This window comes from Agromyces sp. NPDC055520 (assembly GCF_053619715.1).
This window is the reverse complement of record NZ_JBSHJY010000022.1, coordinates 1-14,324: the sequence shown is the minus strand read 5'-3', so window position 1 is coordinate 14,324 and position 14,324 is coordinate 1. Positions and strand designations below refer to the sequence as shown.

Below are 14,324 nucleotides of genomic sequence, written 5' to 3'. Positions count from 1 at the left end.
GACATCGACTTCGGCGACGGCGCCGGGCGGTACGAGGGGCACGCCGTCACCGGAATGCAATAGTGTGCGAGCGTGCACCAGCCCTCCCTCGCCCGCAGCCTCGGGCTGCGCCAGGCGGTCGCGATCGGCCTCGCCGCGATGGTCGGCGCGGGCGTCTTCGCGGTGTTCGCGCCGGCAGCGCAGGCGGCAGGGGCCGGCCTCATGATCGGACTCGCGATCGCGGCGTTCGTCGCCTTCGCGAACGCGAGTTCGACGGCGCAGCTCGCCTCCCGGTACCCCGAGTCGGGCGGCGCCTACCGATACGGCCGCGAGCGCCTCGGCGACTGGCCCGGCTTTCTCGCAGGGTGGAGCTTCGTCATCGGCAAGACCGCGAGCTGCGCCGCCATGGCGATGACGTTCGCCGCCTACCTCGCCCCGCCCGACTGGCAACGGCCGCTCGCCGTCGTCGCCGTCGTCGCGATCGCCGTCGTGAACCTGCGCGGCATCACGCGCACCGCCCGAGTGGCGACGGTCATCGTGATCGGCGTGCTCGCCGTGCTCGCGCTCGTCGTGGCGGCCGGGGCGACGGCGTGGTTCGACGCGTCGGCCGGTGCTGCGGCGCCGGCGCCCGTCGACGCCGGGTTGCTCGACCCGGGCTGGCTCGGCGTGCTGCAGTCGGCCGGGCTGCTGTTCTTCGCGTTCGCCGGCTACGCCCGCATCGCGACGCTCGGCGAAGAGGTGCGCGACCCCTCGCGCACGATCCCCCGCGCGATCGGCATCGCCCTCGGCATCGCGGTGCTCGTGTACGCCGCCGTCGGCGCGGCGGCACTCGGCGCCCTCGGGCCGGATGGGCTCGCGACATCCATCGCCCCGCTCGTCGACGTCGTCGATGCCGCAGGCTGGCTGTGGGCCGCCCCCGTCGTGCGCGTCGGCGCCGCCGTCGCGGCGCTCGGCGCGCTGCTCGCGCTGTTGGCGGGCATCGGACGCACGGCCCTCGCGATGGCGCGCGACGACGAACTGCCGCGCCCGCTCGCCCGGGTGCATCCGCGGTTCCGGGTGCCGCACGTCGCCGAGATCGCCGTCGCCCTCGCCGTCGTCGTGCTCGTCGCAACCGTCGATCTGCGCGGCGCGATCGGCTTCTCGTCGTTCGGCGTGCTGCTCTACTACCTCGTGGCGAACCTCGCGGCGATCACACAGCCTCGGCCGGAACGTCGCGTTCCACGAGCGCTCTCGGCAGCAGGGGCGGTCGGATGCCTCGTGCTCGTCGCGACCCTTCCGCCCGTGTCGATCGGAGCAGGGGTCGCGGTGCTCGCGATCGGGGCGGCGTATCGGCTGGTGTCCCGGGCGGTGCGCGCCCGGCGCCGTCGGCCCGGGCGGCCCGGGCGCGCGTAGGCTTGGCCGCATGTCTGCAGATCCCTCGGCCCGCATCGTGACCCTCGCCGGCATCGCCGCACCCGTGCTCGACGAGACGGCGTTCGTCGCCGCCGGAGCCGTCATCGTCGGCGATGTGCGCCTCGCCGCCCGCTCGAGCGTCTGGTACAACGCGGTGCTGCGCGCAGAGGCCGAGCCGATCAGCATCGGCGAAGACTCGAACCTGCAAGACACCGTCGTGTGCCACGTCGACGCGGGCTACCCGCTCACCGTCGGCAGCGGCGTCTCGGTCGGGCACGGCGCCGTGCTGCACGGCTGCACGATCGAAGACCACAGCCTCATCGGCATGAGCGCGACCGTGCTGAACGGCGCCGTCATCGGGGCGGGCTCACTCGTCGCCGCGGGCGCCGTCGTGCTCGAGGGCACGGTCGTGCCGCCGGGCTCGCTCGTCGCGGGGGTTCCCGCGAAGGTGCGACGCGAGCTCAGCGACGACGAGCGGGCGGGCATCCAGCGCAACGCCGCCTCGTACCTGACGCACGTCCAGGAGCACTCGGGGCGCTGAGCGGTTTCACGACCCCGATTTCCCTGCGCCGTGGTCTACGAACCTGGATAGGCGCTACCGGTAGCGCGCCACAGCTTCACGGATCTGTTCGGCGAATTGGTAGATGTCCTCTGCGCCATCGATCGGGTGCCGCGTCTCGACCTTGTCGGCGTCCATCAAGCCGAGGTATTTCTGCTTCCGTGAGTTGAAGTGGAGACGGGCGATGGGTTTGCGGTTGTTATCGTCGAGCAGAATCGCGAAGTACGACTTCGAGTCTCGTTGCGACACCCGTTGCGGCTTGACCTCGCTACAGGCGATCGCCTTCACGATCTGGTAGGCCTCCAGCTCTTCGAGGGTTGTCTCAATCTCGGTGTCGCGGTCAAGATCGTCGTGGACGACTTCCTCGCTCGTCAGAGTCGTCGCACCGTCTGCAGAATACCCACCACCTTGGAGTGCGGCCTTCAGCCGATCGTTGACCTGGTCGTTCAGGAACTGCGCGGATGCCTTCGCCACCAGCGGCGCGAATTGCTCTCGCACGCGCTGAGTGATCGAACCGTCGTAGACCTTCGAAATGAAGAACTTCGCCCAGTCCTCGCCCGGGGTACGGAACTGCTCGGCGATTGCACGCTTCAGCTGGCCGATGTACTTGAGTTCCCCCGCAGCATTGATGACCGACTCCAGGTCGAAGGCATCCTTGGTGAGCTTCTTGAGCTCTGGAATGAGCATCTCGTCGATGTCCAGCAGATCCAACACGAGGAACGGCTTCTCATCCATTCTGTTGGGGGCATCGAGATCAGTGAAGAAGTGGTAGACCTGCCCATTGGTGAGCACGGCGATGCGTGCGTTGGTGACGCCAAAGTATCGGAAGAGCTGCGACGTGTGCTCGAACTTCAACGAGGCAGTAGAACTCTTGCACTCGATGAGCAGCTGAACTTCGCCGTCACGCATGACCGCGTAGTCGATCTTCTCGCCTCTCTTGATGCCCACATCGGCCGTGTACTCAGGCACGACCTCGAGCGGGTCGAACACGTCATAGCCCAGCACATTCGAGATGAACGGCATGACGAAGGCGTTCTTGGTCGCCTCCTCGGTGAGAATCGCGTCGCGTTGATTCTGGACCTTCTGCGCCAGAGCAGTTAGGGAATCTGCAAAGTCCATTCTTTGCCTTTCAGATCGGAGTCTGTGGCACCTTATCGGGGTCGTCCCCGACGGGGACCGAACCATGCCGACCGTGCTCTACCCCCATTTCGGGTCACGTCAGGCTCCGGCCCGAGCCGAACTTGGTGACGGCTGCGCTGCGGCTTCGCAGCTCACGGCACAGATGGGTTGGAGCACGACGGACGCAGGGCGCGCCGAAAGTCGATCAGACATCGACGATCGCGGTACCCGGAGCGACTCGCCCTGCTCCACGCAGGCGTGCACGCACGCGGCGAACGCGGCGCACGATCCATCGGGCCGGGATCGCCACGATCATCGCGGCGGCCCCCGTGATCGAGCGGTCGTGTTCGCCGAGCATGCGCTTTCGCTCGAAGGCACGGCGCAGCGCGCCGCCCGAGAGGTTGTGCACCCGCACACGCGGCGCGAGCGCGCGGGCGGCCCGGCGATCGAGGAGCGACTCGAGGTGCTCGCCCCAGTCGTCGTGCTCGCGACCGTGGAAGTAGTTGTCGGCGAGCCAGCCCTCGGCGGGCTGCCTGAGTTCCCAGCGGGCGAGGGCATCGGCCCCGCCGAACAGCCCGCTGCCCTCGAAGACCGTGTTGATGAGCTTCGGCGTCACGCCGAACTCGTCGATCAGCAGGGTCGGCAATTCGGCAGCCACGGCTTCGAGCGCCGCCGTCGAACTGACCGTCACGAGCCCGGCGGCCAGTGCGAGGTGATCGGCCATCGGGCCGTCTTCGACGACGAGATTCGGCGGCAGCGAGCCGCCGAGCGTCCGGCGCACGTCGGGGTCGTCGAGCAGCTCGGCGTAGTCGAAGGCCTCGGCGTGCGTCTGCGCCTCACCGCGCCTCGCCCGCACCTTGACGACGACCCGCCGCGAGGGGTGCCGGCGAGCGGCGTCGGCGAGCCAGCCGAGCAGCCGAACGCGATCCTCGCGGTCGGCGGGAACCTTGGCCTGCGCCGCGAAGACGAGGTCGGAGCGCGGTTCGGGCGCCGCGGCATCCGCTGCCCGACCGTCGGGCAAGAAGGCGAGGGTCGCGAGACCGAACTCGACCGCGACGCCGAGCTCGACGGCATTGGCGCGGAACGCACGGATCTCGCGCCGGCTGTGCAGCACGATGAGGTCGACCTGCTCGCGGTAGACGATCGCCTTGCGTTCGGCCGGAATCGTGAGTCCGGGAAACCCGCTCACGAGCACCGGGCGGCCCGGCCCACCCGCGACGATGGGCGCGACGACTCGTACGAGCGGGCCGCGGAGCGCGAGGAGCACGGCGTCGGGGCGGCTGCGGGCGAGATGCACGGGCAGCTCGCCGAAACCGATCGTGGGCACCGTCTCGACCGTGAACGCGCTGCCCGCGAGCGCCGCGCGCAGCTGCCGCGCACTCGGGTGCACGGGGGTCTGCAGCACGACGAGCTCTGCACTCCACCCGTCGGGCAGCCGGGAGGCGAACGCCGCGCCCCATTTCACGTAGGAGTCGGAATCGGCGATCACGAGGAGCCGTCGACCGTTGGCAACTTGCCCGCCGGCGGCATCGTCGGCGAGCGCGCCGCCTGCGCCACCCTCGGGGCCTGCGCCGCCCGCGTGAGGGGCGCGACTCACAGCGCGGGAACCCGCCGCAGCTTCGCCCGCGGCGCCTCTTCGCCCGGGAACACGCGCTTCACACCGTCGCCCATCGCCTCGCCGATCACGCGGATGTCGCGCACGAGGTGCTCGAAGCCCGTCGGCTCGAGCGAGGCGGCCTGGTCGGAGCCCCACATCGCCCGGTCGAGTGTGATGTGCCGCTCGACGGCCACGGCACCGAGGGTCACCGCGGCGAGCGAGATCTGCAGGCCGCGCTCGTGCCCGGAGTAGCCGATCGGCACGCCCGGGTAGCGACTGCGGAGGGTGCCGATCGTGCGGAGGTTCGCCTCCTCGGCCGGCATCGGGTAGCTCGAGGTCGCGTGCATGATGACGAGGCGATCGGTGCCGAGCACCTCGACCGCACGGTCGATCTCGTCGAGGGTCGACATGCCCGTCGAGAGGATCACGGGCTTGCCCGTGCGGGCGATCGCGTCGAGCAGTTCCAGGTCGGTGACCGACGCCGACGCGACCTTGTGCGCGACGACGTCGAGCCCCTCGAGGAACTCGACCGACGGCACGTCCCACGGGGACGCGAACCAGTCGATGCCGGCGCGCAGCGCGTAGGTGGCGATCTCGAGGTACTCGGGCTCGCCGAACTCCACGCGCCGCCGGTAGTCGAGATACGTCATCGTGCCCCACGGCGTCTCCCGCGGCACGTCGCGCATGTGCTCGGGGGTTGCGATCTCGGGGGTGCGCTTCTGGAATTTCACGGCCTGGGCACCCGCCTCGACCGCGACGTCGATGAGACGCTTGGCGATCTCGACGTCGCCGTTGTGGTTCAGGCCGATCTCACCGATGACGTAGACCGGGTATTCGCTGCCGACGACCGATCGGCCGATGCGCACGGACATGTGGTGCTCCCTCATTCAGGATCGCGCGATGGCGCGGGATCGGGGTTCGCGGGTGCCACGGCGGAGTCGCGCGCGGCGAGGATCAGTTCGGCCAGTTCGCGCACGGCTCCGCGGCCGCCCGTGCGGGAGAGCACGTGGCGCGCTGCGGCGAGCGCCTCGGGCGCGGCATCCGGCACGGCGACGGGCCAGCCGACGAGCTCGAGGGCGGGCAGGTCGCCGCGGTCGTTGCCGAGGTAGGCGATGCGATCGAGACGGATGCCTCGGCGTTCGGCCCACTCGCGCAGCACCGCGCCCTTCTCCGCCACCCCCTGTGCGCACTCGACGCCGAGCTTCTCGGCGCGTCGCCCGACGACCGGGTTCTGCTCGGCCGACAGGACCAGCACCGGAATGCCGGCCGCGCGGAGCCGCGCGATGCCGGCGCCGTCGCTGCGGCTCACCCGCACCGACTCGCGCCCGAGCTGGTCGACCATGACGGTGTCGTCGGTGTGCACGCCGTCGAAGTCGGTCACGAGGGCGTCGACGTCGATCTGCAGCCGAGCGGATGCCGCGAGCGCGCGATCGATGCGGGGCGCGAGTGCTCTCGCCCGCTCGAGGTCGGCGAGGTCGTCGATCTCGATGGCGTGGTCGGCGTCGACCGGCTGGATGCCGATACGCCCGAAGAAGCGGTGCCCGGCCGACCGGAACCCCTCGGTGTCGACGACGTAGAACGCACCGGTCTCGAGGTGCTCGGGCGCTCTGTCCTGACGACGGAGCCTGCCGGTCGACGAGTGGTTCACCCCGACGGCGGAGCCCGAGGCCTCGTCGCGCCAGAGGAACACGTGGGTCGGCGCAGCCGAGAAGACGACATCGCGCTCGCCCGCGGCGACGCGAGCGATCGCGGCGTCGAGATCGGCCGGGTCGATGAACGGCGAGGTCGCCTGGATGAACACCGTGATCGGCAGGGCTTCACTCTGCCCGGCCGCGCGGTCGAGCGCACCGAGCGGTTCGAGCGCGTCGAGGGCGTGCAGCAGCGCCGACTCGCTCGATGCCGTCGGCCCCGAGAGCTCAGACGGCCGCTCGACGATCTCAGCCCCTGCAGCGCGCGCGGCCTCCGCGATCCCGTGGTCGTCGGTCGAGACGACGACGCGGTCGATGCGCTCGGCGGCGAGCGCGGCGCGAACCGCCCTGGCGATGAGGGCCACCCCGCCGACCCGGGCGAGATTCTTGCCGGGCAGGCCCACCGACCCGCCCCGAGCCGGAATGATCGCGGTCGCACGTGCGGCCGCGGCATCCGATGCTCGGAATTCTGCGACGGTTTCGACCCTGGCCATGGCGCGAAGCTACGCGCGCAATGCGACCGCCCGGTGCACGCGTGGTGAACGCCGGGCGACCGGCAGGTCGACTACCCGTGCAGGCGCTGCTCCGCGGCCTTGACGACGTTGGCGAGCAGCATCGCGCGGGTCATGGGGCCGACACCGCCGGGGTTCGGCGACAGGTGCCCGGCGACCTCCGCGACACCGGGGTCGACATCGCCGGTGAGCCTGCCCTTGCCCGTGTCTTCATCTTGCACGCGCGTGATGCCGACGTCGAGCACGGCGGCGCCGGGCTTGATCCAGTCGGCCTGCACGAGGTGCGGCACGCCCACGGCGGCCACGACGATGTCGGCGCGGCGCACCTCGGCAGCGAGATCTTCGGTGCGCGAGTGCGTGAGCGTCACCGTCGCGTCGAGCCCCTTGCGGGTGAACAGCAGCCCGAGCGGGCGGCCGACGGTGAGGCCGCGACCGATCACCGTGACGTGACGCCCGCGGATCGGCACGTCGTAGCGGCGCAGCATCTCGACGATGCCCGCCGGCGTGCACGGCAGCGGCGACTGCAGCTCGCCCTCGATGCCGAGCACGAGCCGACCGAGGTTCGTCGGGTGCAGGCCGTCGGCGTCCTTGTCGGGGTCGATGAGCTCGAGCATCGCGTTCTCGTCGTGGCCCGCCGGCAGCGGCAGCTGCACGATGTAGCCGGTGACGTCGGATGCCGCGTTGAGATCCCTGATCGCCGCGCGCACGTCGGCCGTGGTGGCCGAGGCGGGCAGGTCGATGCGGATCGACTCGATGCCCACTTCGGCGCAGTCGCGGTGCTTGCCCGCGACGTACGACCGAGAACCCGGGTCGTCGCCCACGAGGAGCGTGCCGAGCCCCGGCACCACGCCGTGCGCCTTCAGCAGTTGGATGCGCGAGGCGAGCTCGGACTTGACGGCTGCCGCCGTGGCGACCCCGTCCAACGTGATCGCGGTCATGGTTCTCTCCTGCCTTCCGAGCGCAATGCAGGAGGAATGGGCCGACACGCCGGGCTGAGCTGCTCGCGCGCCGGGTGTCGGCCCGGATCTTCCTGCATTGCGTCCTCGGTGGTGCTTCGTGACTACTGGGCGAGGCCCGGGTAGAGCGGGAACGCCGCCGTGAGGGCTTCGACGCGGGAGCGGAGCGCCGCGACATCCGCTTCGCCCTGGAGTGCCAGCGCGATGATGTCGGCGACCTCGGTGAATTCGGCGTCGCCGAAGCCGCGGGTCGCGAGCGCGGGCGTGCCGATGCGCAGGCCCGAGGTCACCATCGGCGGGCGCGGGTCGAACGGCACCGCGTTGCGGTTCACGGTGATGAGCGCCTCGTGCAGGAGGTCTTCGGCCTGCTGGCCGTCGATCTTCGAGTTGCGCAGGTCGGCGAGCACGAGGTGCACGTCGGTGCCGCCCGTCAGCACGTCGATGCCCGCGGCGCGCGAGTCGTCGGACGTGAGCCGGGCCGCGAGGATCTGCGCGCCGCGAATCGTGCGCTCCTGGCGGTTCTTGAACTCTTCGGAGGCCGCGATCTTGAACGCCGTGGCCTTCGCCGCGATCACGTGCATGAGCGGTCCGCCCTGCTGGCCCGGGAACACGTTGGAGTTGAGCTTCTTCGCGAGCTCCATGTCGCGAGCGACGATGAAGCCCGAGCGCGGGCCGCCGATCGTCTTGTGCACGGTCGACGAGACGACGTCGGCGAACGGCACGGGGTTCGGGTGCAGGCCCGCGGCGACGAGGCCGGCGAAGTGCGCCATGTCGACCCAGAGCTTCGCGCCGACCTCGTCGGCGATCGCGCGGAACGCGGCGAAGTCGAGCTGGCGGGGGTACGCGCTCCAGCCCGCGATGATGACCTGCGGCTTGTGCTCGAGGGCCTTGTCGCGCACGACGTTCATGTCGACGAGGAACGTCTCGGGGTCGACGCCGTACGAGACGGCGTTGTAGAGCTTGCCCGAGAAGTTCAGCTTCATGCCGTGCGTGAGGTGGCCGCCGTGCGCGAGCTCGAGGCCGAGGATCGTGTCGCCGGGCGTGGCGATCGCGGAGAGCACCGCGGCGTTGGCGGTGGCGCCCGAGTGGGGCTGCACGTTGGCGTACTCGGCGCCGAAGAGCGACTTCGCCCGCTCGATCGCGAGCGACTCGGCGACGTCGACGTACTCGCAGCCGCCGTAGTAACGGCGGCCGGGGTAGCCCTCGGCGTACTTGTTGGTCAGCACACTGCCCTGCGACTGCAGCACCGAGACGGGAACGAAGTTCTCGCTCGCGATCATCTCGAGGTAGTCGCGCTGGCGACCGAGTTCGAGCTCGAGGACTTCGGCGATCTCAGGGTCGACTTCGGAAAGCGGTGCATTGAAAACGGACTCGGCCAAGACTGGCTCCTTCATGACGGACGGACTGCAGGGGGGTGCTGCCTCGCACGCGCCAGCGCCGAGGTGTGCGTACCGGCCCAGGCGTGCGGTCGATCCGTGCCAGTCGCTCCCCGATGGTATCCATCTCAACGCCAGTCGCGACCCTCGAAGCTTAGCAACGGATGCGACGGAGCGCCCACGACGGCACTGCAGCTCGGCGGTGAAACGTGCCACGTGGTCCGAGCTCACCGGCATCCGCTCGCCGTGCCGCGCTCGGGAGAGATGGGGGCGGCTACGCGTCGCGCGGCGGCGCGGTCGAGGCGCGAACGACGAGCTCGGGGCGGAGCGGCTCGGTCGCGACGGGCTCGCGCTGCTCGATCATCTCGATCACGCGCTTGGCGGTCGCCCGGCCCACGTCCTCGAAGGGCTGGCGCACCGTCGTGAGGGCTGGCGCCGCATACGCCGCGAGCGCGATGTCGTCGACGCTCACGACCGAGACGTCATCGGGCACCGTGCGTCCGGCCTCGTGCAGGGCACGGATGACGCCGAAGGCCATCTCATCGCTCGACACGAACACCGCGGTGACATCGGGAATCGCGGCGATCGTGCGCCCTGCGCGGTAGCCCGACTCGGGCGACCAATCGGCCGGGATCACCGGCGGCGGCGTGACGCCGTGCTCGCGGAGCACTCGCTCCCACTCTTCGCGGCGCGCGTTGGACTCCTGCCAGAACTCATCGCCCGAGACATGCCAGACGGTGCGATGCCCGAGTTCGAGCAAGTGTTCGGTGGCGGCTCTGGCGATCGCCCGCTGATCGACGAGCGCGTCGGCGCCGACGCCGTCGGCCTGACGATGCCCCACGGTGGGAGTGCGCTCGGTGCGCGAGCCCAGGGCCTCGGCCAGGAAGCCGACCGGCGCGAGGATCACGATGCCCTCGGCGCCCTGGCCCTCGAGGCGATCGAACGCCTCGAGGAAGCTCGCCGGAGCGGAGTGCTGGGCCACACTCGCCGTCGTCACCGCGTATCCCTCTTCGGCGGCGACCGATTCGACGCCGAGGAGGATGGCGCTCGTCGAGTAACGGGCGGTGGAGACGAGGATGACGCCGAGCATGCGGGTGCGACCGGAGGCGAGCGAGGCCGCCGCAGCGTGCAGCCGGTATCCGACGGCGTCGACCGCGGCCATGACGCGATGCGCCGTCTCGGGACGAACGTTCGGATGGCCAGCGAGCACTCGGGACACCGTCTGGGTCGACACACCGGCGACGCGCGCGACATCGACCTGATTCGGCGCGCGCTCCGCTGCTGAACGACGTGGCATGAACCCATCGTAGTGAGCGTTCACTCCACTGCGGCGGAATGGGGCTCCGTGGCGCCGAGTTTGCGCGATAATGTGAACGCAAACATTTTCTGAGACCGGGTAATAATGCCCGCAATTCAAGGGAGGCCGCGTGATGACCGCGACCGACACTCGAGCCGACGTTGATTCGATGGCTGCGCTCACATACCGCGACAGCGTGTTGCTCCGCAACGGTCGCCCGCACCGCATGCTCGCTGGAGCCGTGCACTACTTCCGCGTACACCCCGAGCAGTGGGAGGACCGACTCCGTCGCCTCGCGGCGATGGGGGCGAACACCGTCGACACCTACATCGCCTGGAACTTCCACGAGGAGATCGAGGGCGAGCCGTTGTTCGAGGGATGGCGCGACGTCGAGCGGTTCATCCGCCTCGCGGGCGAGATCGGTCTCGATGCATACGTGCGTCCGAGCCCGTACATCTGTGCGGAGTGGTCGAACGGCGGTCTCCCGAGCTGGCTGACCGGCCGCACGCGGACCGTGCGCACCAGCGACCCCGTCTACCGTGCCGCGGTCGAGCGCTGGTACGCCGAGCTCCTCCCCCGCCTGGCGCCGCTGCAGGCCGTGCATGGCGGCCCGATCGTCGCGGTGCAGGTCGAGAACGAGTACGGATCGTTCGGTTCCGACATGGAACATCTCCTCCATCAGCGCGACCTGCTCCGCAGCGCCGGCATCGTCGAGCTCCTCACGACCGCCGACGGCATCACCGCGGGCATGCACGAGCACGGCTCGGTCGAGGGCGCAATGCCGAGCTTCACCTTCGGCACCGGCGTGCCGACGGCCGTGGACCTGCTGCCCCCGAACACGCCGCTCCTCTGCAGCGAGCTGTGGGGCGGATGGTTCGACCATTGGGGCGAACGGCATCACGTCCGCAGCGCCGAGAGCATGGTCGGCACCGTCGACGAGCTCCTCGCCGCCGGCGGCTCCGTCAGCCTCTACATGGCGCACGGCGGCACGAACTTCGGCCTGTGGAACGGCGCCAACTGGGACGGCGTGATCCAGCCGACCGCCACGAGCTACGACTCCGACGCGCCCATCGCCGAAGACGGTCGTGTGGGTGCGAAGTTCGAGGCGCTCCGCGCGTCCTTCGCGCCCTTCCACGACGGACCGCTGCCCGAGCTGCCCGCTGCGCCACGCTTCCAGCCGCCGCAGACGACGACACTCGTGCCCGAGGCATCCCTCATCGGATCGGTCGCAGCCCTCGCGGCGAGCGCCCCGCGACCGGCCCCCGCGACCTTCGAGGAGATCGGCGTCGCCGAGGGGCTCGTCGCATACGAGGCGACCGCGACCGTCGAGGCGGGTGAGAACGTGCTGGCCGTTCGCGGCCTGCACGACCGCGCGACCGTCTTCGTCGACGGCGCCCGCGTCGCAACGCTCGAGCGCGACGGCGAGACGAGCACGGTGCTCCCGGTCTCGGGCCGACCGGTCGCCATCACGCTCATCGTCGAGAACGTCGGCCGCATCAACTACGGCCCGAAGATCGGCGAGCACAAGGGCATCCTCGACGGTGTGCTGCTCGGCCCACGCTACGTGCACGGCTGGACGCACCGCGTCATCCCGATGGGTACCCCTCAGCCCGCCGGTGCCCCTGGTTCCGACGGGTTCGCCGTCGCACAGCTCGACATCGCCGAGCCCGCCGATGCCTGGCTCGCGTTCCCGGGCGGGGTCAAGGGGTTCGTCTGGCTGAACGGGTTCCTGCTCGGCCGCTACTGGAGCGTCGGCCCGCAGGTGACCCTGTACGCCCCCGCGCCGCTGTGGCGCGCCGGACGCAACACGGTGCGCGTGCTCGACCTCGAGCAGCTCGGCAGCACGGTCGAGGTGCGCGACGCGCCCGAGCTCGGCCCGGTCGAGGAGTTCATCGGCTCCTGAGCGAGCGAGACGAGTAGGGCCCGCGGCGTGCCGCGGGCCCTACTTCGTGGTCGGATGTCGCGGGGCTAGCCCTTGACCGCACCGGCGGCCAGGCCCGAGCGCCAGAAGCGCTGCAGGCTGAAGAACAGGATGATGAGCGGAATGACGCCGAGCAGGGCGCCGAGCATGACCGCGCCCTTCGCCGGGGCGAAGTAGCTCATCATGCCGAAGAGGCCGAGCGTCACCGGCTTCAGCTCCGCCGAGGAGACCATCATCAACGGCAACAGGAAGTTGTTCCAGGTCGCCACGAAGATGAACAGGAAGATCGTCACCATCGCGGGCGCCAGGAGCCGCATCACGATCGTGAAGAAGATGCGGAGCTCGCCGGCGCCGTCGATGCGCGCGGCCTCGAGGAGCTCCGTCGGCACCGCGTCCTGCGCGTAGACGATGCCGAGGAACACGCCGAACGGCGAGACCGCCGACGGGATGATGATCGCCCACGGGGTGTTCACGAGACCGAGCGCGTGGAACTCGAGGTAGAGCGGCACGGTCAGGAGCGCCACGGGAAGGAGGAGGCCCGCCATGATGAGCCCGACCGCGATCGTCTTGCCGGGGAACACGAACTTGGCGACCGCGTACCCCGCCATCACGGCGAAGAGCGTGCCGATGACTCCCGCGCTGACCGAGTAGAAGATCGAGTTGCCGACCCATTGCCAGAACAGGCCCTGAGTCCACGTCATGAGGCTGTCGTAGTTCGCCGGCAGGTTCCACTCGGCGAACCAGAACCCGAATGACGAGGTGAGGTCGCGGTTGCTCTTCGTCGAAGCGATCATGACCCACAGCACGGGTGCGATGAAGTAGATCGTCGCCACGACGAGCACCGCGATGCCCGCGACGCGGGCCAGGGGGCCCGGCAGCTCCGACTTCGGCGGGAGCTCGGCGGTGGCCCTGCGCGCGCGGCGCTTCGACGTCTCGATCACGGTGGCGCTCGTCATGCCGAGTCTCCCTTCCGGCGCTGCAGCAGCGCGTAGACGATCGCGAGCACTCCCGCGACGACCGCCATCAGCAATGAGTAGGCCGAGGCCATACCGGTACCCGACGGCGAGACCGCGCCCATCATCGAGTTGTACGTCAGCATCATCGGGGTGTAGGCCTTGCCCATCCAGGGATTCGCGCTCTCCATGATCACCGGTTCGTTGAACAGCTGGATGGTGCCGATGATCGACAGCAGCACCGCGAGGAGCGCCGCGCCGCGCACGAGTGGGATCTTGATGCGCGTCGCGATCTGCCAGCTCGTGGCACCGTCGAGTCGGGCAGCCTCGTACAGGTCCCTCGGGATGGTCTGCAGCGCGGCGAGGAAGATGAGCATGTTGTAGCCGGTGTAGGTCCACGTGGTCATGTTCGCCATGGACGCGAGGATCGTGCCCGGCGCCATGAAGTTCGTCCCCTCGGGGAGGAAGGACATGAACGGCGAGACCTCGGGGGTGTAGAGGTAGAGCCAGATCATCGCGGCGATGACGCCGGGGATCGCGAACGGCAGGAAGAACGCGAGCCGGAAGAAGCCGGGCCGGCGCACGATGAAGGTGTCGAGCAGCAGAGCGAGTCCGAGCGCGGCGATCGTCATCACGGGGATCTGGAAGAGGGCGTACAGCAGCACTCGTCCCATGCCCGCCCAGAAGGTCTCGCTGCCGATCGCGGTCGCGAAGTTGTCGAAGCCGACGAAGGTGTCGACGAGTTCGCCGCCGCCGTAGAGACCGTCGCCCCCCGGCACCTCCGCGAACATCGACGAGCGCACGGACACGATGATCGGCACGAGGAAGACGACGATGAACAGCACGGAGAACGGCGCCATGAACATCCATCCGGTCAGCGCCTGATGGCGAGCGCCCCGGTTGCGCTTCGTCGTCGTCCCCCCGCTCTCGGCCGGGGACGTGGTGGATGCGGTCATTGTTGTCGGTCTCTCCGTT

At 69.8% G+C, this 14,324-nt stretch carries 12 protein-coding genes and 1 riboswitch; of the genes, 3 read left to right on the top strand and 9 right to left on the bottom strand.

Going from position 1 to position 14,324, the window contains the following annotated elements; translation table 11 throughout:
• Nucleotides 1–72 precede the first annotated feature (72 nt).
• Together ACWGST_RS10580 and ACWGST_RS10575 are read left to right on the top strand one after the other, a co-directional pair.
• A complete protein-coding gene (locus tag ACWGST_RS10580) occupies nucleotides 73–1,371 on the top strand; it encodes an APC family permease (protein WP_452046624.1) in 1,299 nt (432 codons plus the stop codon).
• A gap of 10 nt (nucleotides 1,372–1,381) precedes the next feature.
• Nucleotides 1,382–1,912, top strand: a complete 531-nt coding sequence (locus tag ACWGST_RS10575; protein ID WP_452046623.1) for a gamma carbonic anhydrase family protein — start codon at nucleotides 1,382–1,384, stop codon at nucleotides 1,910–1,912.
• 54 nt (nucleotides 1,913–1,966) lie between these two features.
• Here the strand turns inward: ACWGST_RS10575 and ACWGST_RS10570 are convergent, their stop codons facing one another.
• The 7 genes from ACWGST_RS10570 to ACWGST_RS10540 all read right to left on the bottom strand — a co-directional run bounded on the left by ACWGST_RS10570 (nucleotide 1,967) and on the right by ACWGST_RS10540 (nucleotide 10,475).
• Nucleotides 1,967–3,049, bottom strand: coding sequence for a type I restriction endonuclease (locus ACWGST_RS10570; RefSeq protein ID WP_452046622.1), 1,083 nt, complete (start codon nucleotides 3,047–3,049; stop codon nucleotides 1,967–1,969).
• 205 nt (nucleotides 3,050–3,254) lie between these two features.
• Nucleotides 3,255–4,646 (bottom strand): DUF6716 putative glycosyltransferase, encoded by a 1,392-nt coding sequence (locus tag ACWGST_RS10565; protein ID WP_452046621.1) that lies wholly within the window; start codon nucleotides 4,644–4,646, stop codon nucleotides 3,255–3,257.
• Nucleotides 4,643–5,518, bottom strand: coding sequence for an N-acetylneuraminate synthase family protein (locus tag ACWGST_RS10560; RefSeq protein WP_452046620.1), 876 nt, complete (start codon nucleotides 5,516–5,518; stop codon nucleotides 4,643–4,645). The genes ACWGST_RS10565 and ACWGST_RS10560 overlap by 4 nt, the downstream gene beginning before the upstream one ends.
• A gap of 11 nt (nucleotides 5,519–5,529) precedes the next feature.
• On the bottom strand, nucleotides 5,530–6,828 hold the full coding sequence (locus tag ACWGST_RS10555; protein WP_452046619.1) for a cytidylyltransferase domain-containing protein: 1,299 nt from the start codon (nucleotides 6,826–6,828) through the stop codon (nucleotides 5,530–5,532).
• A gap of 71 nt (nucleotides 6,829–6,899) precedes the next feature.
• Nucleotides 6,900–7,784, bottom strand: a complete 885-nt coding sequence (locus tag ACWGST_RS10550; protein ID WP_452046618.1) for a bifunctional methylenetetrahydrofolate dehydrogenase/methenyltetrahydrofolate cyclohydrolase — start codon at nucleotides 7,782–7,784, stop codon at nucleotides 6,900–6,902.
• A 122-nt stretch (nucleotides 7,785–7,906) separates the two neighbouring features.
• Entirely contained in the window at nucleotides 7,907–9,181 is a 1,275-nt protein-coding gene (gene glyA, locus ACWGST_RS10545) for a serine hydroxymethyltransferase (RefSeq protein WP_452046617.1), read from the bottom strand.
• A gap of 68 nt (nucleotides 9,182–9,249) precedes the next feature.
• Nucleotides 9,250–9,330: riboswitch (ZMP/ZTP riboswitch) on the bottom strand.
• Between the two features lie 122 nt (nucleotides 9,331–9,452).
• Nucleotides 9,453–10,475, bottom strand: coding sequence for a LacI family DNA-binding transcriptional regulator (locus ACWGST_RS10540; RefSeq protein WP_452046616.1), 1,023 nt, complete (start codon nucleotides 10,473–10,475; stop codon nucleotides 9,453–9,455).
• Between the two features lie 169 nt (nucleotides 10,476–10,644).
• Between ACWGST_RS10540 and ACWGST_RS10535 the strand changes: the two genes are divergently transcribed.
• Entirely contained in the window at nucleotides 10,645–12,378 is a 1,734-nt protein-coding gene (locus tag ACWGST_RS10535) for a glycoside hydrolase family 35 protein (RefSeq protein WP_452046615.1), read from the top strand.
• 65 nt (nucleotides 12,379–12,443) lie between these two features.
• On the opposite strand, the gene ACWGST_RS10530 is transcribed toward ACWGST_RS10535, so the two are convergent.
• Both ACWGST_RS10530 and ACWGST_RS10525 read right to left on the bottom strand, forming a co-directional pair.
• Nucleotides 12,444–13,352, bottom strand: coding sequence for a carbohydrate ABC transporter permease (locus ACWGST_RS10530; RefSeq protein ID WP_452046614.1), 909 nt, complete (start codon nucleotides 13,350–13,352; stop codon nucleotides 12,444–12,446).
• Nucleotides 13,349–14,305: a carbohydrate ABC transporter permease gene (locus ACWGST_RS10525; protein WP_452046613.1), complete on the bottom strand. Its 957-nt coding sequence runs from the start codon at nucleotides 14,303–14,305 to the stop codon at nucleotides 13,349–13,351. Before ACWGST_RS10525 ends, ACWGST_RS10530 begins: the two co-directional genes overlap by 4 nt.
• Between the last annotated feature and the right edge of the window lie 19 nt (nucleotides 14,306–14,324).

What these genes read in the sequence shown, in the direction of transcription:
- ACWGST_RS10525 (WP_452046613.1), bottom strand. Translation starts at nt 14,305, where the DNA reads ATGACCGCATCCACCACGTCCCCGGCCGAGAGCGGGGGGACGACGACG.
- ACWGST_RS10555 (WP_452046619.1), bottom strand. Translation starts at nt 6,828, where the DNA reads ATGGCCAGGGTCGAAACCGTCGCAGAATTCCGAGCATCGGATGCCGCG.
- ACWGST_RS10550 (WP_452046618.1), bottom strand. Translation starts at nt 7,784, where the DNA reads ATGACCGCGATCACGTTGGACGGGGTCGCCACGGCGGCAGCCGTCAAG.
- ACWGST_RS10540 (WP_452046616.1), bottom strand. Translation starts at nt 10,475, where the DNA reads ATGCCACGTCGTTCAGCAGCGGAGCGCGCGCCGAATCAGGTCGATGTC.
- ACWGST_RS10575 (WP_452046623.1), top strand. Translation starts at nt 1,382, where the DNA reads ATGTCTGCAGATCCCTCGGCCCGCATCGTGACCCTCGCCGGCATCGCC.
- ACWGST_RS10530 (WP_452046614.1), bottom strand. Translation starts at nt 13,352, where the DNA reads ATGACGAGCGCCACCGTGATCGAGACGTCGAAGCGCCGCGCGCGCAGG.
- ACWGST_RS10560 (WP_452046620.1), bottom strand. Translation starts at nt 5,518, where the DNA reads ATGTCCGTGCGCATCGGCCGATCGGTCGTCGGCAGCGAATACCCGGTC.
- ACWGST_RS10535 (WP_452046615.1), top strand. Translation starts at nt 10,645, where the DNA reads ATGGCTGCGCTCACATACCGCGACAGCGTGTTGCTCCGCAACGGTCGC.
- ACWGST_RS10570 (WP_452046622.1), bottom strand. Translation starts at nt 3,049, where the DNA reads ATGGACTTTGCAGATTCCCTAACTGCTCTGGCGCAGAAGGTCCAGAAT.